Annotated in this window: 32 protein-coding genes and 1 pseudogene; 7 read left to right on the forward strand and 26 right to left on the reverse strand. The window is 64.3% G+C overall.

Translation table 11 applies throughout. The features are described from left to right. Positions 1-19: 19 nt before the first annotated feature. From AC0L18_RS19185 to AC0L18_RS19225, 9 genes are all read right to left on the reverse strand, one after another. Entirely contained in the window at positions 20-451 is a 432-nt protein-coding gene (locus tag AC0L18_RS19185; RefSeq protein ID WP_473493743.1) for an aconitase X swivel domain-containing protein, read from the reverse strand. Then, positions 448-1,695, reverse strand: a complete 1,248-nt coding sequence (locus AC0L18_RS19190) for an aconitase X (protein WP_473493744.1) — start codon at positions 1,693-1,695, stop codon at positions 448-450. The genes AC0L18_RS19185 and AC0L18_RS19190 overlap by 4 nt, the downstream gene beginning before the upstream one ends. 66 nt (positions 1,696-1,761) lie before the next feature. Next, entirely contained in the window at positions 1,762-2,826 is a 1,065-nt protein-coding gene (locus tag AC0L18_RS19195) for an ABC transporter ATP-binding protein (protein WP_473493745.1), read from the reverse strand. Beyond that, positions 2,826-3,614, reverse strand: coding sequence for an ABC transporter permease (locus AC0L18_RS19200; RefSeq protein WP_473493746.1), 789 nt, complete (start codon positions 3,612-3,614; stop codon positions 2,826-2,828). Before AC0L18_RS19200 ends, AC0L18_RS19195 begins: the two co-directional genes overlap by 1 nt. Beyond that, the gene (locus tag AC0L18_RS19205) at positions 3,614-4,483 is read right to left on the reverse strand and encodes an ABC transporter permease (protein WP_473493747.1); all 870 of its coding nucleotides are present in this window, start codon (positions 4,481-4,483) and stop codon (positions 3,614-3,616) included. Before AC0L18_RS19205 ends, AC0L18_RS19200 begins: the two co-directional genes overlap by 1 nt. Positions 4,484-4,507: 24 nt before the next feature. After that, on the reverse strand, positions 4,508-5,563 hold the full coding sequence (locus tag AC0L18_RS19210; protein WP_473493748.1) for an ABC transporter substrate-binding protein: 1,056 nt from the start codon (positions 5,561-5,563) through the stop codon (positions 4,508-4,510). Between the two features lie 44 nt (positions 5,564-5,607). Then, positions 5,608-6,588, reverse strand: coding sequence for a PfkB family carbohydrate kinase (locus AC0L18_RS19215; RefSeq protein ID WP_473493749.1), 981 nt, complete (start codon positions 6,586-6,588; stop codon positions 5,608-5,610). Positions 6,589-6,689: 101 nt separating this feature from the next. Further along, entirely contained in the window at positions 6,690-7,724 is a 1,035-nt protein-coding gene (locus AC0L18_RS19220; protein WP_473493750.1) for an ADP-ribosylglycohydrolase family protein, read from the reverse strand. 2 nt (positions 7,725-7,726) lie between these two features. After that, on the reverse strand, positions 7,727-8,452 hold the full coding sequence (locus AC0L18_RS19225) for a GntR family transcriptional regulator (RefSeq protein ID WP_473493751.1): 726 nt from the start codon (positions 8,450-8,452) through the stop codon (positions 7,727-7,729). A 296-nt stretch (positions 8,453-8,748) separates the two neighbouring features. Here AC0L18_RS19225 and AC0L18_RS19230 point away from each other — a divergent pair, with 296 nt between their 5' ends. Further along, the gene (locus tag AC0L18_RS19230; RefSeq protein ID WP_473493752.1) at positions 8,749-9,087 is read left to right on the forward strand and encodes a hypothetical protein; all 339 of its coding nucleotides are present in this window, start codon (positions 8,749-8,751) and stop codon (positions 9,085-9,087) included. 163 nt (positions 9,088-9,250) lie between these two features. On the opposite strand, the gene AC0L18_RS19235 is transcribed toward AC0L18_RS19230, so the two are convergent. From AC0L18_RS19235 to AC0L18_RS19250, 4 genes are all read right to left on the reverse strand, one after another. After that, entirely contained in the window at positions 9,251-9,484 is a 234-nt protein-coding gene (locus AC0L18_RS19235; RefSeq protein WP_473493753.1) for a DUF2934 domain-containing protein, read from the reverse strand. A 37-nt stretch (positions 9,485-9,521) separates the two neighbouring features. Next, the gene (locus tag AC0L18_RS19240) at positions 9,522-9,821 is read right to left on the reverse strand and encodes a hypothetical protein (protein ID WP_473493754.1); all 300 of its coding nucleotides are present in this window, start codon (positions 9,819-9,821) and stop codon (positions 9,522-9,524) included. 103 nt (positions 9,822-9,924) lie between these two features. Continuing rightward, entirely contained in the window at positions 9,925-10,224 is a 300-nt protein-coding gene (locus tag AC0L18_RS19245) for a DUF1236 domain-containing protein (RefSeq protein WP_091599078.1), read from the reverse strand. Between the two features lie 317 nt (positions 10,225-10,541). After that, complete coding sequence (locus AC0L18_RS19250) at positions 10,542-10,865, reverse strand: hypothetical protein (RefSeq protein ID WP_473493755.1); 324 nt, start codon at positions 10,863-10,865, stop codon at positions 10,542-10,544. Between the two features lie 144 nt (positions 10,866-11,009). Between AC0L18_RS19250 and AC0L18_RS19255 the strand changes: the two genes are divergently transcribed. Next, positions 11,010-11,156 (forward strand): hypothetical protein, encoded by a 147-nt coding sequence (locus AC0L18_RS19255; protein ID WP_023798606.1) that lies wholly within the window; start codon positions 11,010-11,012, stop codon positions 11,154-11,156. 221 nt (positions 11,157-11,377) lie between these two features. Here the strand turns inward: AC0L18_RS19255 and AC0L18_RS19260 are convergent, their stop codons facing one another. The 6 genes from AC0L18_RS19260 to AC0L18_RS19285 form a co-directional block, all read right to left on the reverse strand. After that, positions 11,378-11,671 carry a hypothetical protein gene (locus AC0L18_RS19260; protein ID WP_287223980.1) on the reverse strand — a complete coding sequence of 98 codons (294 nt, stop codon included), beginning with the start codon at positions 11,669-11,671 and terminating at the stop codon, positions 11,378-11,380. A gap of 121 nt (positions 11,672-11,792) precedes the next feature. Next, the gene (locus AC0L18_RS19265; protein WP_473493756.1) at positions 11,793-12,149 is read right to left on the reverse strand and encodes a hypothetical protein; all 357 of its coding nucleotides are present in this window, start codon (positions 12,147-12,149) and stop codon (positions 11,793-11,795) included. Next, positions 12,128-12,379 (reverse strand): hypothetical protein, encoded by a 252-nt coding sequence (locus AC0L18_RS19270; RefSeq protein ID WP_287073200.1) that lies wholly within the window; start codon positions 12,377-12,379, stop codon positions 12,128-12,130. Before AC0L18_RS19270 ends, AC0L18_RS19265 begins: the two co-directional genes overlap by 22 nt. Then, positions 12,364-12,624 (reverse strand): hypothetical protein, encoded by a 261-nt coding sequence (locus AC0L18_RS19275; RefSeq protein WP_091599070.1) that lies wholly within the window; start codon positions 12,622-12,624, stop codon positions 12,364-12,366. The genes AC0L18_RS19270 and AC0L18_RS19275 overlap by 16 nt, the downstream gene beginning before the upstream one ends. Before the next feature lies 1 nt (position 12,625). Then, the gene (locus AC0L18_RS19280) at positions 12,626-12,844 is read right to left on the reverse strand and encodes a hypothetical protein (protein WP_473493757.1); all 219 of its coding nucleotides are present in this window, start codon (positions 12,842-12,844) and stop codon (positions 12,626-12,628) included. Beyond that, positions 12,841-13,662, reverse strand: a complete 822-nt coding sequence (locus tag AC0L18_RS19285; RefSeq protein WP_473493758.1) for an N-acetylmuramidase family protein — start codon at positions 13,660-13,662, stop codon at positions 12,841-12,843. Before AC0L18_RS19285 ends, AC0L18_RS19280 begins: the two co-directional genes overlap by 4 nt. A 72-nt stretch (positions 13,663-13,734) precedes the next feature. Here AC0L18_RS19285 and AC0L18_RS19290 point away from each other — a divergent pair, with 72 nt between their 5' ends. The 4 genes from AC0L18_RS19290 to AC0L18_RS19305 all read left to right on the forward strand — a co-directional run bounded on the left by AC0L18_RS19290 (position 13,735) and on the right by AC0L18_RS19305 (position 14,938). Next, positions 13,735-13,914, forward strand: coding sequence for a hypothetical protein (locus AC0L18_RS19290; protein WP_031254697.1), 180 nt, complete (start codon positions 13,735-13,737; stop codon positions 13,912-13,914). Between the two features lie 119 nt (positions 13,915-14,033). Next, positions 14,034-14,216, forward strand: a complete 183-nt coding sequence (locus AC0L18_RS19295) for a hypothetical protein (RefSeq protein WP_023798597.1) — start codon at positions 14,034-14,036, stop codon at positions 14,214-14,216. Positions 14,217-14,426: 210 nt separating this feature from the next. Continuing rightward, positions 14,427-14,621: a hypothetical protein gene (locus AC0L18_RS19300; protein WP_128170507.1), complete on the forward strand. Its 195-nt coding sequence runs from the start codon at positions 14,427-14,429 to the stop codon at positions 14,619-14,621. A gap of 146 nt (positions 14,622-14,767) precedes the next feature. Continuing rightward, positions 14,768-14,938 carry a hypothetical protein gene (locus tag AC0L18_RS19305; protein ID WP_023798595.1) on the forward strand — a complete coding sequence of 57 codons (171 nt, stop codon included), beginning with the start codon at positions 14,768-14,770 and terminating at the stop codon, positions 14,936-14,938. Between the two features lie 87 nt (positions 14,939-15,025). On the opposite strand, the gene AC0L18_RS19310 is transcribed toward AC0L18_RS19305, so the two are convergent. The 4 genes from AC0L18_RS19310 to AC0L18_RS19325 are packed head-to-tail and all read right to left on the reverse strand — an operon-like array spanning position 15,026 to position 19,219. Then, a complete protein-coding gene (locus AC0L18_RS19310) occupies positions 15,026-15,613 on the reverse strand; it encodes an acyltransferase (protein ID WP_287175839.1) in 588 nt (195 codons plus the stop codon). A 33-nt stretch (positions 15,614-15,646) separates the two neighbouring features. Next, positions 15,647-15,862: a hypothetical protein gene (locus AC0L18_RS19315; protein ID WP_287263347.1), complete on the reverse strand. Its 216-nt coding sequence runs from the start codon at positions 15,860-15,862 to the stop codon at positions 15,647-15,649. 4 nt (positions 15,863-15,866) lie between these two features. Beyond that, positions 15,867-18,914 (reverse strand): SGNH/GDSL hydrolase family protein, encoded by a 3,048-nt coding sequence (locus tag AC0L18_RS19320; protein WP_473493759.1) that lies wholly within the window; start codon positions 18,912-18,914, stop codon positions 15,867-15,869. Continuing rightward, positions 18,908-19,219 carry a hypothetical protein gene (locus AC0L18_RS19325; protein ID WP_473493760.1) on the reverse strand — a complete coding sequence of 104 codons (312 nt, stop codon included), beginning with the start codon at positions 19,217-19,219 and terminating at the stop codon, positions 18,908-18,910. The genes AC0L18_RS19320 and AC0L18_RS19325 overlap by 7 nt, the downstream gene beginning before the upstream one ends. Before the next feature lie 126 nt (positions 19,220-19,345). Here AC0L18_RS19325 and AC0L18_RS19330 point away from each other — a divergent pair. Next, positions 19,346-19,986, forward strand: a pseudogene (locus AC0L18_RS19330) (methyltransferase domain-containing protein). A 185-nt stretch (positions 19,987-20,171) separates the two neighbouring features. On the opposite strand, the gene AC0L18_RS19335 reads toward AC0L18_RS19330, so the two are convergent. The 3 genes from AC0L18_RS19335 to AC0L18_RS19345 form a co-directional block, all read right to left on the reverse strand. After that, complete coding sequence (locus tag AC0L18_RS19335; protein ID WP_473493761.1) at positions 20,172-20,771, reverse strand: hypothetical protein; 600 nt, start codon at positions 20,769-20,771, stop codon at positions 20,172-20,174. Between the two features lie 13 nt (positions 20,772-20,784). After that, on the reverse strand, positions 20,785-21,540 hold the full coding sequence (locus AC0L18_RS19340) for a phage terminase large subunit family protein (protein ID WP_236376779.1): 756 nt from the start codon (positions 21,538-21,540) through the stop codon (positions 20,785-20,787). Positions 21,541-21,858: 318 nt separating this feature from the next. After that, a complete protein-coding gene (locus tag AC0L18_RS19345; RefSeq protein ID WP_473493762.1) occupies positions 21,859-22,896 on the reverse strand; it encodes a terminase large subunit domain-containing protein in 1,038 nt (345 codons plus the stop codon). Positions 22,897-23,090 lie beyond the last annotated feature (194 nt).

The raw sequence follows: 23,090 nt of genomic DNA on the forward strand, positions 1-23,090 counted from the left end.
CGTGCGGACTGATGGCTGGCTAGAGCTTGCTCACCATCGCTTGCGCGCCCTCAGCCATGCCGATCGCGATCCGGTCGCCGGAGATAATGCCCGATATGTCGCAGACGACCAGCGGCATGCTGATTTCGTAGAGGAACTCGGCGACGATGGCGCCGACGGCCAGTATCGGATCGGGCCGCTGCAGGATGATGCCGGCCGGCGCAGTGCCCCTGCGGATCGCCTCCGCCAGGACCGACGACGAGGACGACGACCCGCGCCCGGATGCCATCACCAGGATCTTGCCGGCGACGTTGCCGCCCGGGTGCGAACGGTCGATGATGTCGCCCGTTTCGGCATCGACGCCGCCCCAGAAGCTGAGCGCATGCGACAGCACCAGCGCCGATCCCTGCGCCTCGCCGGCAAGCTGGAACGTGCCAACTCTGTTCAGGGCTCGACTGTCCTGTTGGCTCATCGCGCGCCTCGCACGACGCGCCCGGCAGCGGCCGAGCGAACGCAGTCTTCCAGGTCGCCGAAGGCCACCGACACGCCGATATTGCCCGGCGCGTAATGCGCCCATTTGCCGGAATTGGTCATCACCACGCCGTCGAGACGCTCGAGCACAGAGGTGACATAGGTGCAGGTATCCGTAACCGGAATGAGGTTGAACTTTTGCGCATCATTCAGCTCGCCCTCGTCCTGCAATCTCTTGAAAGTGGCGCGCCCGGTGTTGACGTAGATCGGGATGCCCCTGCCCGGTACCACCTCGCGCAGCATCGCCAGCAGGCGCATCCACTCGTCATGGGAAAAATGCGGCGTGCCGAGCGACACCGCTGCAAGCGGCGCGCCGTCGGGGACGCTCGACAGTTTCGCCAGCGCCTGGTCGATGTCGGCACGACAGATCCGGATCGTCGCTTCCGGCGCCACGCCGCGAAATGCCTCGTCGAGCGTCCTTGCTTCCGGCGTGATGCCGACCGCATGAAACAGCGCCACTGCACCCGTCGTTGCCGCCGCCGCGCCAAGCGCCTTCAACTGATCCTCGTCGCGCGGCTGCGGCAGGCCCGATATCGCAGGAATACGGTCGCCGCTCCTTTGACCGACAATAAGCCCGACGCCGACGAACAGGGCATCGGCAGGTTCGAAAGAACCGCTCAGCTCGAACAGGATCTGGCCGCGCCGGTTTTCGCTGAGATGCAGTCCCCAGGCCGGCGCGCGCCCGGTCATCGCGCAGCACAGATCGATGAAATCGCCATAGCGATTGGTGCGCGCGCCGATCACCGAATTGGCAAAGACGATGGCGTTGGACTCGCCCCAGGCGATCTGCTCGCCAAAGCCCGGCCGGAACCGCGTCTGATAGGGCGCGCAGGTGAAGGTCGCCTGGCAGCCGAGTTTTAGATGCGCCTTCATCAGCCGCCGCGCCGGCACTTCTTGCGCCGGCGGCATCTTCACCAGCCCGGGATGGATGAGGTCGAAGGAACCGACATTGAGTGTCGTCGGCACCCGAACGCGGCCGCCGCCCTCGACCAGCCTTTCGACGAAATCGAGGCTGGCCTGGCCGTGATAGAGGCAGCCGTCGATATGCGCCCCGGCAATGTCCAACAATTTGCGCGCGCCGACGGCGTTGGAAAAGGCGACCAGTATCTTCATCGCTGCGGCCACGGCCCGGCCGTGCTCGCCGTCGAGCATCGACTGGTCGCCCGCACTGAGTTCAAGCGTCATCGGGTGTTCCGCTTTCCCGCACTATGCCCGACCATGCTCTCACTGATTGCGGTCCGCCTGGCAAGATCAGTTTGCCGCGATCAGCACCGTGCTCTCCGGCGACCAGCGCAGCACCACTTCTTGCCCCTCCGCCAACCTTTCAACGCCGGTGTTCTGCACGATGACCTTGAGCGTTTGCCCATCGCGATCGACGAAATAGGTGCTGTTGTTGCCGGCGAAGATGCGCTTGGATACCTGGCCGCGGAGCATATTGGCGTTCGGATCGGACGTCCCCGAATCGGTAGCAATGCGGATGCGTTCGGGCCGCACCGCGCAGCTGGCCCTGGCGCCTGCGGCAAGCGTCGCGCCTGCCGCGGCGGCGATCGCCGTGCCGTCCGGTAGCCGGATGCCGGCGCCGGTGGTCTCGCCGCGAAAAATGTTGGCGTCGCCGAGGAAGGTGGCGGCGAACTCGCTCTTCGGCCTGTCGTAGATCTCCTCGGGCGGCCCCTCCTGCACCAGCCTGCCGTCACGCAGGATGCCGATGCGGTCGCTCATCGTCAGCGCTTCTTCCTGGTCGTGGGTGACGAAGATGGTGGTGATGCCGATCTCGCGCTGGATGCGTTTCAGCTCGATCTGCATGTCGACGCGCAGCGCCTTGTCGAGCGCCCCGAGCGGCTCGTCGAGCAAAAGCACGCGCGGTTCGGTGACGATGGCGCGGGCCAGCGCGACGCGCTGGCGCTGGCCGCCCGACAGCTGGTGCGGGCGGCGGTCGCCGAGCTTGCCGAGCTGCACCAGGTCGAGCGCGCGCTGCACCTCGCTGACTATCGTTGGCTTGGCTTGCCCGCGCACCGACAGGCCGAAGGCGACATTGTCGGCGACGCTCATATTGGGAAACAGCGCATAGTTCTGGAACACCATGCCGATGCGCCGCTTCTCGACCGGCACCCGCTCGACGCTCTCGCCGCCGATGGCGATGCGGCCGGAGTCGGGGAAATCGAAGCCGGCGATCTGGCGCAGGAGCGTGGTCTTGCCGCTGCCCGACGGCCCGAGCAGCGCGTAGAAATCGCCGTCGGCGAAATCGATCGAGACATCGTCCAGCGCCTTGTGCGCGCCAAAACTGCGCGACAAATTCGCTACCTGCACGCCGGCCATTATTTCTCTCCGCCGAATTTGAAGAATTTTGCCGTGAGCAGCATCAGCGCCATCGAGACGACGATGATGATCGTCGAGACGGCATTGATCTCCGGCGTGAAACCCTTGCGGATCGCGGCGTAGATCTCGACCGGCAAGGTCGTCTGGCCCGGCGTCGACAGGAAGTACGAGACCACGAACTGGTCGAACGACACGGCGAAGGCGAACAGCCCGCCGGCGATGACGCCCGGCATGATCCAGGGCAGCGTCACCCGCGAAGTCACCTGCCACTGGTTGGCGCCGAGCGATCGCGCCGCCTCTTCCAGCTCCGGTGCAAAGGTCTGCAGCCGGGCCGAGACGACGACGATGACATAGGGCAGCGCCAGCGCCACATGGCCGAGCAGGATCGCGAACAGCCCCCGCCCGATGCCGACGCCGAAGAAGAAGATCAGCATCGCCGTGCCGGTGATCAGCCACGGAATGGCGATCGGTGGAAACAGCAGCGCTTGCAGGACTTTCTTGCCGCGAAATTCATGGCGATAGAGCGCCAGCGATGCCGCCGAGCCGAGCACCGTGGCGATGATGGTGGTGATGATGGCGATCTCCATGCTGTTCCAGGTGGCCGAGATCAGCTGGTCGTTCTGCCACAACGACGCGTACCACTCGGTCGTCCCTTCGAACGGCAACTGGTAGAAGGGCGAGACGTTGAACGACATCAGCGCCATGATGATGATCGGGAGGTAGAGGAAGGCGAGCAGCAGCCAGATGTAGAGGCGCCCACACCATTCCAGGATACGCGTCGTCGCCATCACGCGGCCCTCTTCAACACCGGCGACGCCAATGCCAGGATGACCAGCACGACGGCCAGCAGGATGAAGGACAGCGCCGCACCCAGCGGCCAGTTGAACACGGCGACGAACTGGTCCTCGATGATCGTGCCGTAGAAAGTGCCGGTGCGGCCACCGAGGATACGCGGTTCCATGAAGGAGCCGACGACGGGAACGAAGATCAGCGCCGCTCCGGCGACCAGCCCCGGCATCGACAGCGGAATGATCACCCGTTTCAGCATCTGCAGCCGCGAGGCGCCGAGCGAGCGGCCCGCCTCGATCAGCGAATCGTCGATGGCCTGCAGCGTCAGATAACAGGTCAGCACCATGTAGGGCACGTAGGAGTGGACCAGGCCGATGATGACGGCCGGATAGGAATACATCAGGTCGATGTTGATCTTGAACGGCAGCACGGCGTTGAGTGCGGTGTCGAGAATGCCGCCTTCGCGCAGCACCATCGCCCAGGAGAAGATGCGCACCAGCCCGTTCGACCAGAACGGCAGGATGACGAGCAGGAAGATCGCCTCGCGGCTGCGTCCCCTAAACACCTTGGCCAGCACATAGGCCGCGGGATAGCCGATGACGACGCACCACAGCGTCACCTCGAGCCCGAGCCTGAGCGAGGCCAGCAGCAGCGTCCGGTAGAGGCCTTGCGCAAAGAAGCTGGCGTAATTGTCCAGCGTGAACGACCACGCCTTTCTCGACAGCGGCAGCTCGGTCATGAAGGAGAAGAACACCATGGCCGACAGCGGCAAGAAGATCGCCACCGTCAACCAGAGATAGGCGGGCACAAGCAGGGGCAAAGCCGATCGCAATCCGCTCCTCGCACCGGTCGCGACCTGTCCTGCCATATGTTCCTCCCGAAAAGCTTTCCGCTATTTCACATTGACCTTCAGTTCCTGCCATAGCGCCAGATAAGCCTCGCGCTGCGCGTCGCTGATCGGCGCCTGGAACTGGATGCGCTTGGCGACGTCGGGGTCGCCCATCACCTTGCGGTTGAAGGCGTCTTCGGGAAGGGCGGCGACCGCCTTGGCGTTGGCCGACACCGGCGCGCCGACCTTGGTGACCCATTCGACGTAGAATTTCGGGTCGATCATGGTGTTGATGAAGGCCTCGGCGCCGGCGACATTCTTGGCGCCGACCGGAATGGAAAAGGCGTCGAGCCAGGCGACGGCGCCTTCCCTGGGGATGACCAGCGAGACCGGCAGCTTGAAATGCGTCTTGGCGCGGTCGGCCGAGCCGCTCCAATAAGTGCCGATGTCGATCTGATTGGAGGCGACCATCTGGTTCCAGTCGTTTTCCGAGCTCCAGAACGTCTTGATCTGCGGCATCAGCGAGGTCAGCTTCGCCTTGACAGCTTCCATATCCTTGATGTCGTTGATGTTCTGGCCGGTGGCGATGGCGCCGAACTGGACCGCCTCGACCGCGTCGTCGCGGATGGTGACGCGGCCCTTATGCGCCTCGTTCCACATCTCGGCGATGCTGGTCGGCGGCGTCTCGAAGGCTTTCTCGTTGATGGCGAGCGCGGTCAAGCCCCACACCCATGGCACGCCATAGACCTTGCCGTCGCGGGCGAGCATCGGCGAGCCTGCCTTGTCCGCGCTGATGTCGGCATAGTTGGGGATTTTCGAGACGTCGATCGGCTGGATCAGCTTTTCCGCCATCGCCTGGTCGTTGAAGGCGGCGTTGATCATGACAACGTCGTAGAGCCCGGGATTGGTCCTGAGCTTGGTCAGCATTTCCTGTTCGGAATTGAAAAAGTCGTTGACGACCTTGTTGCCGGTCGCCTTCTCGAAAGCGGCAATGGCCCAAGGCTCGTCGGCGCCGTAGCCCTTCCAGTTGAGCACATGCACCTCGTCGGCGCTGGCGACCAGTGCGGAAGCGAAGACGGCGGTTGCCGTCAGAAAAGCAGTCAGTTTGGGCATGCGCATGTTCGTTCCTCTCATTGTTTGCCCGGTTGGCGAGCTTGTTTAAGTCATTTTTGCTGTCGGAAATGGGCCTCTTGCTTGCCGCCATGCGCGGATCGATCGTCATGGCTGAGGAACGCCTGGATCTCGTGGGCGGTCGGCGCCGACGACCCGCCATGGCGGGTGACCGAGAGCGCTGCCGCCGCATTGGCGTAGTTCGCCGCTTCGAACGGCGGCACGCCGCGCGACAGCGCGCTGACGAAGGCGCCGATATGGGTGTCGCCGGCGCCGTTGGTATCGACGGCGGCGACGTTGAAACCTTGTATGGCCTTGGCGCCGCCATCCGCCAGCCGCACGAAACAACCTTTTGCTCCGGCGCGGATGACGACCGCCTCGGCGGTCGGGCAGTGATTGGAAAGAAGCCGGGCGGCGATGGCTTCGACAGCGCCGGGGCCGGCGATCTCGCCCGCTTCCGTTGTGTTGCAGCTCAGCCAGTTCGTGCGCGCCAGCACCCGGTCGAGAATGACGCGCGGAATGTCCGAGACGACCGGCGTCGGATCGAAGACCAGGGGGATCTCCGCCGGCAGCGCCTCGATCCAGTCGGCCAGCGCGTCGCGGCTGCCGGGATAGCTCAGCGTGTAGCCGGAGGCGAACACCCAATCATCAGGCGCAACCCGGACAGGCGCCATCATGCCAAGGCTGAGCACACTCTCGGTGCCAGGCCATGACACGAAGGTGCGCTCAGCGTCACCGCTGATCATGGCGACGCAATTGCCGCTGTCCATATCAGGTGATGGCGGGGTCAGCGTTGCGATGCCCTCGGCGGCAAAAGCGGTGCGCAGGAAGTCGCCATTCGGTCCACTGCCGAGCTGGCCGCCGAAGACGACCTTCATGCCGGTGCGGCTGGCCGCGACCATCATGTTGAAGCCGCCGCCGGCGACCTGGGCATAACTCGATGCGGTCTTTTCGGTGCCGGGCTCAGGCAGGGCGTCGATGCGGTAGACGTGGTCGACCACCGCGCTGCCGACATGGACAAGACGCCGGCTCATGTCAGGCTGAGCTCCGCTCATGTCAGTCTGAGCTCCGCTCATGTCAGGCTGAGCTCCGCTCATGTCGGGCTGAGCTCCGCTCATGTCAGGCTGAGCTCCGCTCATGCCGCCGCGTCCTTGCCTGAACCACTTTTCGCCATCCGCGCCGCGACCAGGTCGGCGGCGAGCGCGCGCACCTGCGCAATGTCGAGGCCCTTGAGCCGGGCGATGTATTCCCTTGGCAATCGGCGAAAGCCGGCGCAGGCGCCTGCCATGCCGGCCGCGATGGCGCCGATCGTGTCGGTGTCGCCGCCGAGATTGGCGCTGATGACGGCCGCCTGCCAGGGATCGCCGCCGGCGATTTCCAGCACCGCGAAGGCCGCCGGAACCGATTCCTGGCTGGCGACGCCGGTGCCGATCAGGTCGACGATCAGCCGGATGCCGTCGGTGACGGCCTTGCCGCGAACCAGGCCCCTCGCCCAGTCGATGCGCGCGGCGATATCGCCGCCGGTCGTCCAGTGACCGCGTTCTGCGCCCTGCCTTGCCGCCACGACCGCGCGATCCGAGGCGGCGCGCCAATCGCCGCCGGCAACGCCACAGCTGACGGCAGCGGCAACGGCAGCCGCCGCGGCAATGGCGATCGAGGTGTTGTGCGTCGCCCGGCAGGTTTCCGCAACCTTGGCGACCAGCGCGTCGAGCGGCTCCAGCGGCATCATGATGCCGACCGGCGCGATGCGCATCGCCGCGCCATTGGTGTCGCCGCTGCGCCCTGCCTCCTCGGCCGGCACGCCGTCATTGATGGCGTCGATGGCGCGCTTGGTCGACGGTCCGAGCAGATCGTAGCTGCCGCGCGCCTTGACCTCGCGCTCCCAGTCGAGCAGCGCCTTGACCCAGCGCGTGTGGTCGAAGCCGTCGCCTGAAGCAACCAGGATGCGGCCGAGCAGCAGCGCCTGTTCGGTGTCGTCGGTGACGGTGCCGGCAGCCAGGCCCTTCGACACCGGATGGTCGGCGGCGGGCGCGACGAAACCCTCGACAGGACCGTAGAGCTCGGCGATGCGGGCCGGCGACAAAAGCTGCGTCGGCATGCCGAGCGCATCGCCCAGCGCCCCGCCGACAAGCGCACCCATCGCCCGGTCGATCGCCGCGGCCATCTCCATGCTCAGAACTCCAGGTGAAGCGCGAAATGCGTCGGATTGAGCAGGCTGGTGACATATTCGATGGCGCGGCCGTCGGCGGTGCGCGTCAGGCGCCGCGTGCGCAGGAACGGCGCGCCCGGCGCGCAGTCGAGAATGGCCGCGTCCTTAGCGCTCAGCATCTCGATATCGACCCACTCCTCGCCGTGATCGGGGACAAGCCCCGCGCCGCGCAACGTCTGGTGCAGCGATCCCTCGCGCAGGCCGCGCAGCGGCACGTCCTCCAGTTCGGGCGACAGCGGCAGGCGGCTGCGCTCGATCGAGATGGCGTGGCCGTCATCGGCGTTTGAGCGCACCCGGTCGACGGCGATGAAGAACGGGCTTTCGACGCCGAGCCTGGCGGCGAGCTCGCCATCCTGCATGACTTCGAGCCTGAGCGTGCGCGTCTCGGCATTGGCGCCGGCATTGGCCAGCGCCCGCGACCAGCCGACGGCATCGTCGACCGGCATGCCGTCGAAGGTGACGAACGAGCCGATGCCGACCTTGGTGGTGATCAGCCCGCGGCTCGACAGTTCCTCGAGACCCTTGCGGATGGTGTTGCGGCTGACGGAGAAGCGCTGGCCAAGCTCGTTCTCGCTCTGCAGGCGGTCGCCGAAGCCGAGCACGCCGGAGCGGATCTCGTGCTCGAGGACAGTGGCGATCCGTTCGGGCTTGCCGGTTCCGGGAGACGAGAGGGTCGTGCGACGCGCCATGGAATACCTGTTCAGTAAACCTGTATAGTCCTGTTCAATAGCGCGATAGGCCAAGTCATGTCAACGGCTCGCGGCCGGCACGCTTTTGGGTTCCCGGCATCCCGGGCAAGATTGCCCTGCTGGTCGCGACGGCCTCCCCGATCACGACGGGCCCTGCTGATCACGACGGCCCCTCCTGATCACGACGGTTGGTCGCAGGCTGGAATTTTATGGGAACCTTCACCACCCCCGAGCGGTTTTTTCTGTAGTCGCGATGCGGCGACGACCGAAAAAATGGAGACAAATGGAGGCAAACCATGCTTACGAAGTTACTCGCGGCGTGCGTGCTCGCCGCCGGCTTGGCCACCTCTGCGATGGCCCAGAGCACAGCCGACCCAGCCGACACAGAGGCTGGCATGGCTCCCGGCAGCGGCAGGAGCGTCGTCATCGACCCGGCCCCGGTCGATCCGACCCTGGCTGAGCCGGATACGGTCGATACCGGGATTACCGGCAGCATCATTGCGGGCCCCGACGGCACGAATTCCAATGCCGACCGGAACTGCCCGCCAAGCCCGCAGGGCGCGATGCCTGATGCCACGCACAAGGCTCCCGGCACGGTTTCACCCACCGTCAACGACAGGCACTGCGGCCAGTAGCCGAAATCGATTTCGGGACCAGCGCTTCGGCCGCGGGACAGTGCTTCGTCCCGCGGCCGAAGCGTTATGTGCGAAACTTTTGATGGCAGAGCGAGGCGCGCCCCTCTGTCCTGTGTCCGGCAGGACAGAGGGGGGCGCCGTAGAGCACTACATCAGATGGCGGCTAGCCCTTGCGCGGCCGGGCAGTCTTTGAACTGGTCACCTTGCCGGCCGCCGGCGCCTTCGGCCGAACCGGCGCCTTCGGCCGAGCAGTCTTGGCTTTGGGCCGGCTTTCCCCACCGTCGATCTCGGCCGCGGCCTGGTCCCAGTGCTGCTGATGCGCGCCGTCGGGCCGGCCGGCCTGCTCCCAGATCGCGTGAGCCCGCCGGCGAATGCGTTCCTGCCTGTTATCAGTCACTGTTGCCTCCTCGGCTCAAATCGGTGAGCGACAACTTCTAGCTGAATTTTCGACCGGCGTCTTGGGGGCTTCGGCCCAGATCGGGTCGGCCAGAGTCGGGTCGGCCCAGGTCAGGTCGGCCTGCGTCTGGCCCACCCAAATCGGACAGGACCGCGACCCCGAGGAGTGCCGCCTTCTTGGTGATCAGCCCCGCCAGATCCGCGTCCGAGCGCTCGGTTCCGGTTTGCTCACGCACGGCTGCAATCAACGCCTTCATCGACAACAGGGCAGAGCCCCGTTCGGCAAGCAGCTTGTCGACGGATGCGGCCACATCGCGTGATTCGACATGCGGCAACATGGAATGGCTCCTTCCGTCCCGCCACGAAGACGATCCACAGCCGGCTGCCTGCCGGCGAGCCGCCGCTCTTCCCGCGTCTTCCCGGGAGAGCGGCGGGTGAAGGTCAGTCGATGACCTGCACGATCCTGCGGGTGCCGGGATCGACCAGCACGGTGCGATCGTCGACGACTACATATCTGTATTCGACGTCGGGAACCTCGTGAAGTTCAACCGTGTCGGGCAAGGTGGAACCGACGTTGAGTTCCACGCCCAGGAGGCTGATCGACGCCAGCGGGTGCCTCTCCACATATTGGCGGACGACCGTCTGCTGCTCGGGCGTGATAATCACCTGGTCTGCGGTGGCGACGCCGACACCGGCCAGCAAAGCCAGCCCGGCGGCGGCAGGAACAAGGTGGATTTTCATCGTCTTCTCCTGTCTGGTTTGCGGGCTCTGCTGTCCACAGTCGGGACGACTCAGCCCAAAAGCCAACGTTTGACGAAACCGTCTTGTTCCGTGAGCGGCGACTAATTGATCGCCGCGTTGGCTGGCAGTGGCCCGCGATCTTGGTCGCCCAAGCGCGCGGGCCGATCGGTTTTGCCCGATCAGCAGCGATACCGGAGGGGGGTGATATCGACTGCTTCGAAATGAACATTCAGCGATAACTAATGTTCCGCTCCCTACGGCAAAAAATCCCTGCCGGCGCCGGCACGTCAGGCGCGAGACCGGCAAATGCCCCCAATCTATGGTTTCGGCGGCTGCGCCGGGACCTCGCCGGGCTTGAGCACCGGTGTCCTGCCTTGGTCCGGCGGCGGTGCGGCCATGCCCTGATCGCCGGTCGGCGGCGGCAGCAGCACGCCGTTGCAGGGGTCAAGCGTGTCGGTCAGGCTGTTGCTGTCACCGTTGTTGACGGGCGGCGGCGGCTGCTGCTGGCCGTTCTGCGGCTGCGCCTGGCAGTGGCCGGCAGGCGCCTGGTCCTGTGTCTGGTTATCCGCCTGGGCGGCAACCGGCGCCGCCAACGCCAGTGCGCCGAGCAGCGTGATTGGCAGCAATGCGAAAGGTTTCATGTCGAACGCCTCCGCGCGAACGATCGCCTCCTTGCCAAAGCCGGTTGGCGGCGATTGGTTCCCGCCTGCAGCAAGCCGCCCGGCTCCATCGCGCCGGCGCGGCATGTTGGGGAATCGTTAATCAGCGATTGCTACTATAGCGGAATGACCAAGAACCTCGGAAACGCCGAAAGAAGCGCTCCAAAGGAGCCGGCAAGCAACTCCGCCCTGAGCCGGCTGGCGCCGGCCTTGTTTCCCCTGGCGGTCGTCGCGCTTGGCTACCTGGTGGGCTGGCAGTTCTTCGGCTTCTAGAAGCGCGCTGTAGCGATCCTTCGCGCCCCCTTCTGTCCTGCCGGACATCTCCCCCACTTGGGGGGAGATTAGCAGCTTCGCGGACAGCGTCCTTTTTGCAAGGTTGGTGGTTGGCGAAATCATTGATGAAGGCCAATCTCCCTCCTTGTGGGGGAGATGTCCGGCAGGACAGAGGGGGGCGCTGTCCCTCGGCGATCAAGGTTCTGCATGCAACAGCGCTCCTAGTCCGGGAAATCGAACACCGGCTCCTCGCATCGGTGGACCCGGCATTGACCGTCAAGCGTCCTGACATAGGCGGCGACAGGCACTTCGGGCCAGTCGCATTCATTGCCGAACCGGCGGACATAGCGGTCATAGGTGTTGCGGCCGGTGGTCAGCACCACCGCGCGCCGGCTCTGGATCAGAAACTGCGTCTGTTCGCATGTCATGGCGCGCGTATCCGGCCGGGCGTGAGCCATGCTTGTGGCGGCGATCAGGATCGCTGCGGCTGTCGCGACGATTGGGCGAGCTGGCATGCTGCATCCTCGCAAAGGTCGTGCCTAACGCGCAGCTTCGGCCGTGGTTCCGCACCTTCACCCCACTTTACCAGTGTCTCCCGCAAGAGTGCTACTGCGGCGCAACAAGACAGCCGCGGTCTCACTCCTTCTTCTCGGGCCACTCCTCCTTCTCCGGCTTGAACCGCCTGACCACCACCTCGAAGACGATGTCCGAGATCCACATCGCCGAGACGCCGATGAGGAACGCCGCGGCCAGCGTCGTGGTGTCGTCGTTGGTTGGAATCGCCAGGCCGGCGCGGATATAAAGCACCACGGGGAGCGTCAGGTAGGCCGCCGCCAGCGCGCCGCAGATCGGCGACGCCACCATCTCGCGAACCTTGTAGCGGTGGCGCGACAGGGCTCGCAAAATCCCGCCGGAAAGGCCGGCGACCACCACCGGCGCCTTGATGCCGAGCGCGTCGAGAAGTTCCTGTATCATGGCTTCCACCCGCACCATCTGGCGCCCTTGCCGTTGTAGGCATTGATTTCGTCGAGCTCGGGCCGCGTCATGGCGGCGACGACGGCGGCGGACGCACGGCGCGGCTGGTTGTGGTCGCACCAGACCTGGCGCGCCGGCGAAACCGGCGTTGCGCACCCGGCGAGCAGCAGGCCGCCAAACAGCAGGCACTTGGGCAACAGGCACCCGAACAGCAGGCTCTTGGGCAGCAGCATCAGCGCTTTGACCATCGCATCGCCTCCCGCCGTGCGGCTTCGTCCGGCAGGTCGCGCGCCGCGCGTTCGGCATCGGTCGCCTCGCGGTCCATTTCGAGGCGCTCCTCGACGGCAACGAGTTTTTCCGCCGCTCGCCTGGCCGCATCCTTGTTGGCCCGACCGCCGGCGACAAACAGGCCGATGCCGCCGACGAGCGCGGCAAAAATCGCCAAGATCGTCGTGTTGCCGGCGAGCGCGCCCAGCATAGAAAGCACCCACATCTCAATTGCCCTCCACGGCAGGCTGGTTTCTGACGAGGCCGGCGACGCCGTCGCGCACGACATTGATCAGGATCTTGAGCAGGGCCAGCACCCCGGTGATTTTTAGCGCCAGGGCGGCGTCGATGCCGAACAGCGTCCAGTCGAAGCCGACCAGGCCGGTGAGCAGCAGGATCAGCACATTGATCAGATTGTGCGCGGCGTTGGTATTGAACCAGGTCATGGCTTTGCCTTTCGAAACCAGGAGGGGGCCTTTCGAAACAGGGAGAGGATTGCGGCGACCAACGGAGCCAGCACTGCGGCCCATAATCCGGACAACGATCCGGAAAACGGTCCGGACAACGGTCCGCGCCGCACTCCGGCTTTGCCCGGCTCTGCCTTGGCGGGCGTGAAACCCTTCGGTTGCGGCGGCTGCGGGATCGGAACCGGCGCCGGAGGGGGCGGCGTGTTCCTGATCCCGGACCATTTGCGGAACGCCTCGGCAAGCCTGATATCGTAGGCGTTCTTCGCATAGGATGCGCCGTTGTACCCCCTGGCGAAGCCGGCCCAGTCATGCTTGCGCAATTTGCCGTCGAGCCGGTTGGCGGCGATGAAATTGACCGCCGCCGCCAGCTGCAGCGCCTCGTCCGCCATCATGGCTTCGACCATCGCCTGCACGGTGGGGAAGCCGGCCGCCCTGAAATTCTCGCCGAGCACCTGGCCGAGCCCCCATGACGCCGATCTGAGCGCCGCCGTCTCGTCGATGGCGCAGGCGGCTTTCAGGCGCGGATAGCTGTCGCGGGGATAAGGCTTTTCGCCCCATTTGGCATAGGCAAGGCCGGCCGCTACCGCCTTTGCCCGAGCCGCGCCCGCGATATTGCGGTAAAACACATGCGGCTCGAACAGGATCACCGGCCGGCCCTGGGCGTCGAAGCCATGCCCGCTGGTTTCGACATCGAGAAAGGCGTGGATCTCGTCTTCGCCGACGCCGATGCTGGCGCCGAGTCTTGGCAGATCGAGATCGTCGAGGCGCCTGGCGGCGCCCTTGAACGTCATGTCCATGGTCTTGTCCTTTCCCAGGTTGATGTTTGCAGGCGATTGTGTGAAATGGCCCCAAACTGTGGGGATTTGCCGATGTCGCAACACGAAGGAACGGCGCGCTGGACGGTGAAGGCCGAGCTCTGCGCGGTCGGCCGCGACAAGCCGCTGCTTGTCGCGCTGGCGGTGATCCTGTGCCTCTATTGCGGGCTGATTGCCGGGCCGATAGTCTATGCGTTCCTGGCCTTCCAGGGCATGGCGAATTTCTTCAACTGACGGCATTGACCAGTTGAGAACAGCTCGATCCGTCTTGCCATCGGGATGGAAACCGCTTAGCCGGAATAAACTGCTCCCATGAACCGTTCATACCCCATGGGAACAGGTGCGGAGGGCGCGTGACAATCAGGATCAGGCTTCCGGGCGGGACACTGAAGATCAAGAAAAAGGACGAGCTGCGCCGCCGCGAGCAGAAGCGCCAGGTCCCGGTCTGGCGGCTTGGAGACTATTTCATCGTCTGGTGGCCGAGCAGCATTTCGGATCGTCCGTCCGGACGCCCGCCAAAGGGAGTGGGTGAATAGTGAATAGTGAATAGTGAATAGTGAAGAAGGTGCTCTACTCACTACTCACTACTCACTACTCACTACTCACTACTACCATTCACCATTCACCATTCTCCCGCTCAAGCCGGTCCCGGAAAACAGCCGCAGAGATAATCAACGATCAGCCCTTGACTCTTCCGCCACGGAAGCTCTCTAAGTCGCTGCATTGCACAACGGGGGTTGGGAGCAATGGCAGTGCGTATCAGGTTGCCGGGCGGCACCTTGAAGATGAAGGTGTATCGGGAGTTGCGCGAGCGTGAGCGCGCCCGCCGCATCCCGGTTCTGAAGCTGGGCTCGCTGTATTTCAGCTGGTGGTCGAACCGGCCGCGTCCGTTGAACGACCAGCCCGACGACGATCCAAACCGATCTCAGGCAGCGCCTTGACGGCCCGAAAAACCTCGGGCGGCTGCGCTTGAACCCTTCCGGTCAAGCCAACAAACGCGCGCATCGGCGGTTGACTCTTCGGCTGGGGAAGTTCTCTAATTGCTGCATCGCACATCATCATTGAATTGCACAGCGGAGTTGAACCGATGGCCGTGCGCATCAAACTGCCGGGCGGCACCTTGAAGGTAAAAGTCTATCGCGAATTGCGGGGGCGCGAACGCGAGCGCCGCGTGCCGGTCATGAAGGTGGGTTCGCTGTATTTTGTCTGGTGGTCGAACAGCCAGCCTCACAACAAGCCGCAAGACAGCCGCCATTAGCCGTTGCCATTCGCCCGCGCCTTGGCGCAAGCGAATGGTTGGCGCTCCATGATGGGACGACGCTCATTGATGAGCGAAGGCATCATTTCATTTCACCAGGTCGCGGTCCGGCCGCACCAAAGCGTCGGCCGGAACGTCCGACCGTACGATTGAGCCGGCTGAAATTATCGCCCGGTCGCCGATCGTGACACCCTTCATTATCATGGCACTGTTGCCGATCCAGACATCATCTCCGATTGTGATCGGTGCTGAGCGGATGCCTGGGTCGACGCGCGGATGGCCTTCGCGAAAGATGGCCTGCATCTGTGCAAAACGCTTCTGCGGGTCCATGGGATGCGAGTTGGTATCGTGGATCGCCACCCCCCACGAGACGTGGACATGTTTGCCGATCTTGATCCCCACCGGATCCGACGACCAAATCGTCGAGCCTGGACCAAGGTAGAACCAGTCATCGATATTGATCCGGCCCTCATGGGCAAAGACCTGCAGATGTCCGTCCAGATGGCTGTCCGCGCCGATTGAGACCCGGGACCTGTCGCCATGAATGTTGAAGATCTCCGCCCCGGCACCGAACTTCGTGCGCGGCCCGATGACGGCATTCTCCCTTGCGGCGCCTGTGGCGATCCAAGACGAAAAGCGGCGGCGAACAGCGAGAATGGTGGAGAAGATACGCATTTGCGAACATCTGCCACACGCCACCATTTCAGTCTAGGCATCGAAGAGACCCCGACGCACCATTTGACGCAGGCATTCGGCGTCATAGGTGGCATGGCGCAGGCTGCATTCGGATGCAGCTCGTCCGACATGTACAGTGTCGACGTGAGGTAGCCCATGCCGCTCGATCTTGGTGCCGACAACGACCCACTCCTCGCCTTCCCGGAGTTTGGCTACCGTCTCACCCTTGTGCTGAATTGCCTGTGCCATTTGCCTATCCTCTCTCCGCGACATATTCGATGAAGCGCAAGGCGTTGCTGTCATGACCGACGTCGTTGAAGTGAAGCCCCTCTTGATAGGCTCCAGCGTCGACATAATCGAAACCATCAATCGGGATCGTCAGCACGTTTCGTGACCGGTACGTCTGGCGGATAGCGCCAAGCGCCGCGTCGTAAGTCCGCCCGCCAGTGTAGCTACCATTCCAGGCCGAAGACGGGCGGGTCGGCGGCATCGCAAGGATGCGAGGTGCGGCAGCTGCCTCCAGCGTATTAAGCACCGCAGCGATGTTCGTGGAAATCGTAGCCGGCGCGGTACCAAAACTGTCGTTGATGCCAAGTGCGAGAATCGGAACGATCTTGCCGCCAGCATAGCTCGCTTGAACGATTGCCGAGGTAAGACGCGCCGTATTAAATGACGCGAAAGTATAGCTCCCATGCGCGGCGCGCAGTGAGCGCAGTCGAGGGCGTGATCCCGGCGCCTTAACTCCAAGACGGATAAGCCCGGTAATTTCGACAGGGCCGCCTACAGCAGTCAACGTGTAATTGCCGCTCGCAGCCTGCCCCGTCAGCGACGGGCCGGAATATTGATCGAGCGCCAGAGCGCCGGCAGCATTGACGGTCTTGTACGCCGCGCCACCGTCGAAAGCGAAGGCAAGCGAACCTTGACCGGCGTCCCGGGTGTAGTGGACATCGACCTGTTCATAAGCTCCAGTGAACGCTAGGGACGCGCCATCCGCAAGGATGATGCTTTCGCCAAGTGGCCCGCGCGTTCCCGTCGAGACGGTTCCGCTGGTCGCAACGCCATAGAAGGCCGGCGTGTAGGTGGAGCTTGGCCGCAGCGCCGTCATGCCCGGCTCGTCATCGGCAATGCCGAGATTGGCAAATTGGGTAACTCGATTAAACCAATGCGCCGGGCCATTGCTGGCCAACGCCCAATGACCGATGCTATCGGCGATCAAGCAGAGCACATCGTTGTTGGCGATATGCTCTGCCATCTTGGCCCGGAAGCCATCATAGAGATTAAACAGCGACGGGCGGGCCGGAACGAAGAACCTCCGGCCGCCGACGAACGGCTTTCCTGGTCCCCAAAAACCGTCACCCGACTTAGGCATAGCCGTCAACGCGAAGCTGCCGGGCGGCACATACAGGTTTGGATGGGCAGCAGCGGCCGAGGCAAAGATTGCGGTCGCGTCAACGACGCCATTCGGGTCGGCGTCCGCCAGCAGGTTCATGCCGGTGTTCTGTGTGCCGCCTGTCAGAGCCCGCGCAGCGTCGGCGATGAGGCCAGTTTTGATCGTGAACGCAACCTCATAGCGGTGCAGGGTCGATGATGCCACAATAGCGCCGTTCGACAGCACGCCGGACCTGATCCATGCGGGAATGCCTTGCGGGTTGACGCTGTTCTGAAACTTGTAACCGCCGCCGCTGATTGCCGGATACTGCCCCGCTGCAATCGGTATGCTGAGGGAGATTTCGCTCACACCATTGGCCAACGCGATCTGGTGCGTGCTGATCACGTTGACGGTTAGATCGCCATTGTACTGGATGACGTGAATGTTGGCCGTGCCGGCCCCGCTGGCACCGACATCGATTTCCGTGATGTAACCATCGGCCGGCGCTGGCGTTTGCATGACGACGCTGTAGTTCGCCGGGGTATTCGTGCCGGTGTTGACCAGGTTCGGCCAGCCGACCACCTGCTCAGTGCCGACGATGTCTACCAGATCGTTTGCGGTGTCGTAGGCTGCACGCGCCTTTGTGCCGACTTCGCCCGTGAAAGTGGCTTTCCATTGCGGACCATTGACAAAGTCGACGGTCTTGGCTGTGTGTGACGTAGGAACCGTCGCCGTGAACCACTTGCTTTCGCCGTTCGGAATGGACCCCGCCGTATAATACCATGTGCCGGCTCCTGTCCGTTGCAGGCCCATGACACTGCCGGCTGGCTTCAGGATCGAGAGACCCGAGTTGACGGAAGACGGGCCGGCAACGACAGGGATGGTTTGTTGAGAGACGAGAGTTAAAGTGCCATCGCCCTCGGCGTGGGCAATTACGATATGGATTGTTCCTGCTCCAGCGCCGAAGCCAAGTTCAAGGCTCGACAGATACTCATCGACAGCCGACAGAGAGCCCGGCCAATAATAGGCGCTGGTATTGGTAACAGCCGTGCCGCCGACGGAGCCCGTGATCAGGGCCGGCCCAACCGTCCGCGACCCGATCAAGCCGACAACTTCCGCTGCCGACGCGCGAACACCGGTGTCGACGGCAACAGGCCCAGCCGCCACGGTGTACATTCCCATGATGCCGTCGCTGATTTCGGTCCAAAAGTACTCACCAACTTCAACATTCCGGCCCAAAACCGCCGCCGCACTTGCGCCCGCCAATCCCGCAGAGGCCGCAAAGCTGAAAGCCGGCGCCGCCGCGTAGGAGCCGGGTGCCGTGATCAGGATCATCGTCAGAGCACCGCCAGCGACAACGAAGCGTCCTGCGGCGCCAGAACCGGCGCCGCCGGTAAACGCCAGATCGAACGTGCCGTCCGTGCCGCCGGCGCCGCCGACCAGGGCACTGAAGCCAGCCACGCCAAAGCCGATTGCGGCTACGATCGTCGGGAAGATGCCCTTGCCATACAGCGACGCGTCGCGTGCCGCCTGGGCGCCGGCCAGGTTGGCCGCCGTGGAAGCGACATCGGCGGCGGTCTGTCCGGCATTGGCAGCGGAGGTGGACGCGCTGGCGGCGGCCTGGCCGGCACTGGCCTCGGTGGCATGCTTCAGCACCTGCGTTTCATCGCGCAGCGTCACCACCGCACCGACTACCTGCGCAATGTCGGGCGGCACGAACGGGGCAATGGTGATGGCATCGCTGCCCACCACCGGCGCGTCGGCGCTGAATTCAAACACCCGGCCGGCATTGATTGTCCCAACCTGGGCGTGGACCGTCGTTCCTTTCTGCAAGGTGCGGGCGGTGCGGGCGTCGGCGGCGCGGAACCACTCGCCTTCGCTCACCGTGTAGATGCCGTTCTGCGTCGGGTCGGCCTGGTCCTTGATCAGCACGCGGTCGCCGACCTCAGCCGGCACGCCGTCGATGGTCTGCAGGCGATGGAGCAGGATGCTGACGTGGTCGCCACGCGCACGGGTTCGCGTTCGCCGGTCAGAAGTCGAACGGCGTAGACACGGGCTCCGCGCCGCTGCTGCCGCTCGGCCTGCGGTTCCGCGCCCCGGCGCCCACTCCAGACATCGGGCGCGTCGGGGTCGCAGAATTCCGACACCGCCTCCCAGACAGCCTCATACTGGCTGCGCTCGCTCTCCAGTTCCGCCTGTCGCGACAGGATATCGTGGGCACGGGAATCGCTCGCCATGGCATTTCCTTGTTCTGATGTATCAGCTTGTTCGAAGCCCAGATGTTGCCAAGGCCAGGTCGAATTTTGTTCGCTTTTGCGATGTTCAAGGGGGCGCGGCGGCGACTCAAGGAGATCGATTTGATAATGACGGAAAGCCTACCCGGCGCCCTGAAGAGGCGAAGCAAGCAGGTTGCAAAGCGGCTGATCGGCTACGATTCCCGCAACTGGCTGCGCATCAGGCAGATCGAGGCGTTCACCGCGTTTCTTGAGGCCGACGGCCGCAAATCCTCTGACGTGATCGAGATCTCGCCCGGCTGGAACCGCCACTGGAAGACGATTTGCTCCAACTATACATCGGTCGATTTTCCCGAATTCGACATCTGCAAGGACCGCACCGACCGGCAATATTCCGTCGTCATCGCCGACCAGGTGCTGGAGCATGTGCAGCGCCCGTTTGCCGCGGCACAGAATATCCACGCCATGACCCGGCCGGGCGGCTGGGCGATGGTGGCGACGCCGTTCCTGTTCAGGGTGCATGCCAGGCCGCACGACTACAACCGCTGGACGGCCGCCGGCCTGAGGCAGGTCCTGGTCGAGGGCGGCTTCCCCCAGGCAAACATTGAAGTGTTCAGCTGGGGCAACAAGCCTGCGCAAAGGCCCATATCGGCGGGCCGGTGCGCGCCTACGGCCTATGGCGCGACCTCAGCAACGACGAGGAATATCCGCTGATGGTCTGGGCCTTTGCGCGCAAGCCGGAGCGCGCAGAGTTCAATGTCGGTGCTTGAACACCCCCTCTGGCCCGCCGGCCAGAGGGGGGTGCTGCTAGACGCTACCCTCACCGCTTTTACCAGCCTCGTGCGTCTCCTCCCACCCACCTCACACCCCCAGCAGCACGCGGCGCCGGCCGCTGAGTTCGCTCGGCGACAGATCGGTCTTGACCGTGCCGGCGGTGCCCTGGCGCTGCTCGAGCTCAGCCCGGAGCGCTGCTTCGCGCGCCTGCACGTCCTTGTCGGCAATGGTCGGTGTCGGTGGCAGCGGCTTCAGCGCCGGCGGCTTTTGAAAAAGGCACATGGTTCCAGCTTTCTCCAAAGTCAGACGACCCAAAGTCAGACGCCCTCGTCCAGTCGTAGAGCAAAAAATCCTCGCCGTTCTTGCCGTAGCCCGGCAGGCGGCAGCGTTGCGTGGCGCCAAGCCGGGCCAGCCAGCGCAGCGCCAGTTCATTGCTGGCCAGCGCCCGCGCCTCGACCCGCCAGGCGCCGTGCGCGGCAACCTGCGGACCGAGCACGGCGTGAAAGAACTCGGTCATGCCAGGCACGCAGCGCTTCATGCGGCGCGTGCCCCAGCTCCAGGCGATCCATAGGCCGCCGCGCTGCTCGGCGGCGCCAAAGCCGGCCTCCGGATTGCCGTTCAGCTCGGCGACATAGGCAAACCCCTGCAGCGCCGTCAGCGCCAGCAGCGCCGGCGACCATTCGTCGAACTGGCAGTCGATCTCCGTCCGGTCCTCGAGCCGCAGGTTGGCGGCGATGTAGGAGAGGTCGCGCAGCGTAGCGCTGACGATGCGAACGGTCATCGGCGGGGTCCCCTCACCGGAACGCCCCCAGCGGATCGCTCTGCCCTGCCTTTCGCCGTGCCGTCTTGAACTCGGCCGGGTCGACCACCGCTTCCCTCAGCATCATCACGCCATAGCGTGTCGCCGCCATCAGATCGTCGCGCAGCTTCACCACTTGGCCGTCTTTGCGGTGGTAGAGCCGAAACTCCTCGAACCAGGGCAGAAGCGTCGAGAACACCTTGAAGCGGCCGCTCTGCATGCGGTCGAGCATCTCCATCAGCCCGGCCTCGACCGACACCGAACCGTCGGCGAATTGCGCATGGCTGGAAAGCATGTTCAGCCCATGCGCGCCATATTGCCGGGCAAGTGCCACGCCCGCACCTTCCAGCGTCTCGCGGCGGCCGTCGCGCGGCCACGCCCAGGGCAGCCATTCGCCCCACGGTTTCAGGGTCAGCGCCTGCATGGCCGGCGTTTGCTGCGAGGCGCGGCAGGCTTTTGCGACATAGACGACGTCGGCCTCCGTATCCCAGGCGAGCTCGACAGCAGCGGAAGGGTGATCCCAGCCGAAATCCAGCGCCCCGAGCCGCGGCCAGTAGCGCGGCAGCCGGAACGGCTCGCAGGCAATCAGTTCCTCCGCCACCGGAAAGATGCGGCCGGAACCCAGCACCGGAATGCCCCTGGCCCGCGCCTCGCGCTCATGCGCCGGATAGGCCGATACGATCGCGGCGCGCTGCTGCGGCGTGTAGTGCTCGGCATCGTCGATGGTCATGAAGGTGACGTGGCGGGTCATTTCTTCGCCCTCGCACTTGAATCATGTTGGCAGGCGCCGGCCGTATGGTGTTGTTTGGGCGTGACTTTCCGAGCTAGCGCCGCGCCGCCCCTCATTGCCCTGCCGGGCATTTCTCCCCGTAAACGGGGAGAAGAAGCCGCCATCGTCGGTTTCGCCAATTGCCAACGTTGCGGAAAGAGCGCCGAGGCCGCGGCCAGCCCCTTCTCCCCGTCACTTTACGGGGAGAAGATGCCGGCAGGCAGATGAGGGGCAGCGCGAGGTAGGAAGGACGTCTTCGGATTTTGCTCGAAAAGACCCACTCTTCCTGAACTTGCCCCCTCACCCCATTCCCACCACCGCTTCCGCCGACAGAAACAGCAGCACCACTTCCGACATGCCGAGCAGCGGCGTAAAAGTGACGATGGTGATGCCGCCTGTCGCGTTGGTGCGGGTCAGGCCTTCGGAATAGATGTCGAGCGGCGGTTCCTCGTCGAACCAGACGCCGTGCAGCGTTTCGCCCTGCCACTTTTCGCGGCCCTTCTCAAAACTCTTGAACGACAGCACCGATTCATCGGCCTGCACATCACCGCCGCCGCCGTGGCGCACGACGACGCTGTCCAGCCCATGCGGCGCGCCGCGCCCCATGATGGTGCTGACAATGGCGTCGGCCGGGATCATGCCGGTGCCCCACGCCGCCGGCTGCTGCGGCGGGCCGACCAAGATGCGCTGCGGGTTGTCGCGCGTGCCCTCGGCGGTGACGCCCGCCGCCCACAGCCGCACGGCCGTGTCGAAAACCTTGCCTTGCCACCACTCGGGATAGCGGCCGGTGAGATGCATCGCCCATTCGGCGCCGCCGGCCCTTGTCTTGCCGAGCTGGTTGCCGGCCATGAACAGGCGTTCTCGGTTGGCAGCACCGGCCGCATGGAACTCGGCCTGTCGCGGATAAGGCCGGTAGGCGGCAAGCTGGTAGTGCGCCGCCTCCGGTCCAATTCCCTGAGCAGGCTCAGATACTCGGTCTTCGCCGTCGCAGCCCGGTTTTGCGAGGCCCGGTCTTGCGACGCCGGACTTTTCGAGAAACGGCCGCAGGACGGCTTCGAGGCCGCGGATGCGCTGCCTGATTTCGCCATCGCTCAGTGCTTCCAGACTGTTGATGTTGAGATGCAGATCCTTGGGCAGCACCGACAGCACGATCTTCAGATACTGATCGGGCTTTTCGGTACGAACCTCGGCGATGACGCCGGCGCCATGCGCCCGGAAATCGGCGCGGATGGCGTCCAGAAAACCATCGGCCAGCGTTTTTTTCGCTCGCTTCGGCCGGCCGGAAGGCCTGGGTTCGGTCACATCAGCCGGTTCGTCGTCGAAAGGATTCTCGGCCATGCCCTACCTCGATACTGGTGATTGGCGAAAGCCGGGGTGACATCCGATCTCCCCCACGAGGGCATATGCGCTAAGATAGGAGTTGCAGCGGGGAATCGGTTGTGATTCTACGCTGCGATGACTCACGAATCGCTTGTAGATGACGGCTGGGCCGAGACGATTGAGCTTCTCGGTGGTGAAGAGTTGATCGCGGG

This window comes from Mesorhizobium sp. WSM4819 (genome assembly GCF_055811215.1).

Bases quoted from the DNA above. Each gene is read 5' to 3' on its own strand.
- AC0L18_RS19245 (WP_091599078.1), bottom strand. From the start codon at position 10,224: ATGAAAATCCACCTTGTTCCTGCCGCCGCCGGGCTGGCTTTGCTGGCC.
- AC0L18_RS19280 (WP_473493757.1), bottom strand. From the start codon at position 12,844: ATGACCTGGTTCAATACCAACGCCGCGCACAATCTGATCAATGTGCTG.
- AC0L18_RS19260 (WP_287223980.1), bottom strand. From the start codon at position 11,671: ATGCCAGCTCGCCCAATCGTCGCGACAGCCGCAGCGATCCTGATCGCC.
- AC0L18_RS19255 (WP_023798606.1), top strand. From the start codon at position 11,010: ATGACCAAGAACCTCGGAAACGCCGAAAGAAGCGCTCCAAAGGAGCCG.
- AC0L18_RS19335 (WP_473493761.1), bottom strand. From the start codon at position 20,771: ATGACCGTTCGCATCGTCAGCGCTACGCTGCGCGACCTCTCCTACATC.
- AC0L18_RS19190 (WP_473493744.1), bottom strand. From the start codon at position 1,695: ATGACGCTTGAACTCAGTGCGGGCGACCAGTCGATGCTCGACGGCGAG.
- AC0L18_RS19305 (WP_023798595.1), top strand. From the start codon at position 14,768: ATGGCCGTGCGCATCAAACTGCCGGGCGGCACCTTGAAGGTAAAAGTC.
- AC0L18_RS19195 (WP_473493745.1), bottom strand. From the start codon at position 2,826: ATGGCCGGCGTGCAGGTAGCGAATTTGTCGCGCAGTTTTGGCGCGCAC.
- AC0L18_RS19325 (WP_473493760.1), bottom strand. From the start codon at position 19,219: ATGGCGAGCGATTCCCGTGCCCACGATATCCTGTCGCGACAGGCGGAA.
- AC0L18_RS19250 (WP_473493755.1), bottom strand. From the start codon at position 10,865: ATGAAACCTTTCGCATTGCTGCCAATCACGCTGCTCGGCGCACTGGCG.
- AC0L18_RS19240 (WP_473493754.1), bottom strand. From the start codon at position 9,821: ATGTTGCCGCATGTCGAATCACGCGATGTGGCCGCATCCGTCGACAAG.
- AC0L18_RS19315 (WP_287263347.1), bottom strand. From the start codon at position 15,862: ATGGCACAGGCAATTCAGCACAAGGGTGAGACGGTAGCCAAACTCCGG.
- AC0L18_RS19225 (WP_473493751.1), bottom strand. From the start codon at position 8,452: ATGGCGCGTCGCACGACCCTCTCGTCTCCCGGAACCGGCAAGCCCGAA.
- AC0L18_RS19345 (WP_473493762.1), bottom strand. From the start codon at position 22,896: ATGGCCGAGAATCCTTTCGACGACGAACCGGCTGATGTGACCGAACCC.
- AC0L18_RS19340 (WP_236376779.1), bottom strand. From the start codon at position 21,540: ATGACCCGCCACGTCACCTTCATGACCATCGACGATGCCGAGCACTAC.
- AC0L18_RS19270 (WP_287073200.1), bottom strand. From the start codon at position 12,379: ATGGTCAAAGCGCTGATGCTGCTGCCCAAGAGCCTGCTGTTCGGGTGC.
- AC0L18_RS19205 (WP_473493747.1), bottom strand. From the start codon at position 4,483: ATGGCAGGACAGGTCGCGACCGGTGCGAGGAGCGGATTGCGATCGGCT.
- AC0L18_RS19215 (WP_473493749.1), bottom strand. From the start codon at position 6,588: ATGAGCCGGCGTCTTGTCCATGTCGGCAGCGCGGTGGTCGACCACGTC.
- AC0L18_RS19275 (WP_091599070.1), bottom strand. From the start codon at position 12,624: ATGTGGGTGCTTTCTATGCTGGGCGCGCTCGCCGGCAACACGACGATC.
- AC0L18_RS19200 (WP_473493746.1), bottom strand. From the start codon at position 3,614: ATGGCGACGACGCGTATCCTGGAATGGTGTGGGCGCCTCTACATCTGG.
- AC0L18_RS19185 (WP_473493743.1), bottom strand. From the start codon at position 451: ATGAGCCAACAGGACAGTCGAGCCCTGAACAGAGTTGGCACGTTCCAG.
- AC0L18_RS19310 (WP_287175839.1), bottom strand. From the start codon at position 15,613: ATGCGTATCTTCTCCACCATTCTCGCTGTTCGCCGCCGCTTTTCGTCT.
- AC0L18_RS19285 (WP_473493758.1), bottom strand. From the start codon at position 13,662: ATGGACATGACGTTCAAGGGCGCCGCCAGGCGCCTCGACGATCTCGAT.
- AC0L18_RS19230 (WP_473493752.1), top strand. From the start codon at position 8,749: ATGCTTACGAAGTTACTCGCGGCGTGCGTGCTCGCCGCCGGCTTGGCC.
- AC0L18_RS19210 (WP_473493748.1), bottom strand. From the start codon at position 5,563: ATGCGCATGCCCAAACTGACTGCTTTTCTGACGGCAACCGCCGTCTTC.
- AC0L18_RS19290 (WP_031254697.1), top strand. From the start codon at position 13,735: ATGTCGCAACACGAAGGAACGGCGCGCTGGACGGTGAAGGCCGAGCTC.
- AC0L18_RS19265 (WP_473493756.1), bottom strand. From the start codon at position 12,149: ATGGTGCGGGTGGAAGCCATGATACAGGAACTTCTCGACGCGCTCGGC.
- AC0L18_RS19300 (WP_128170507.1), top strand. From the start codon at position 14,427: ATGGCAGTGCGTATCAGGTTGCCGGGCGGCACCTTGAAGATGAAGGTG.
- AC0L18_RS19220 (WP_473493750.1), bottom strand. From the start codon at position 7,724: ATGGAGATGGCCGCGGCGATCGACCGGGCGATGGGTGCGCTTGTCGGC.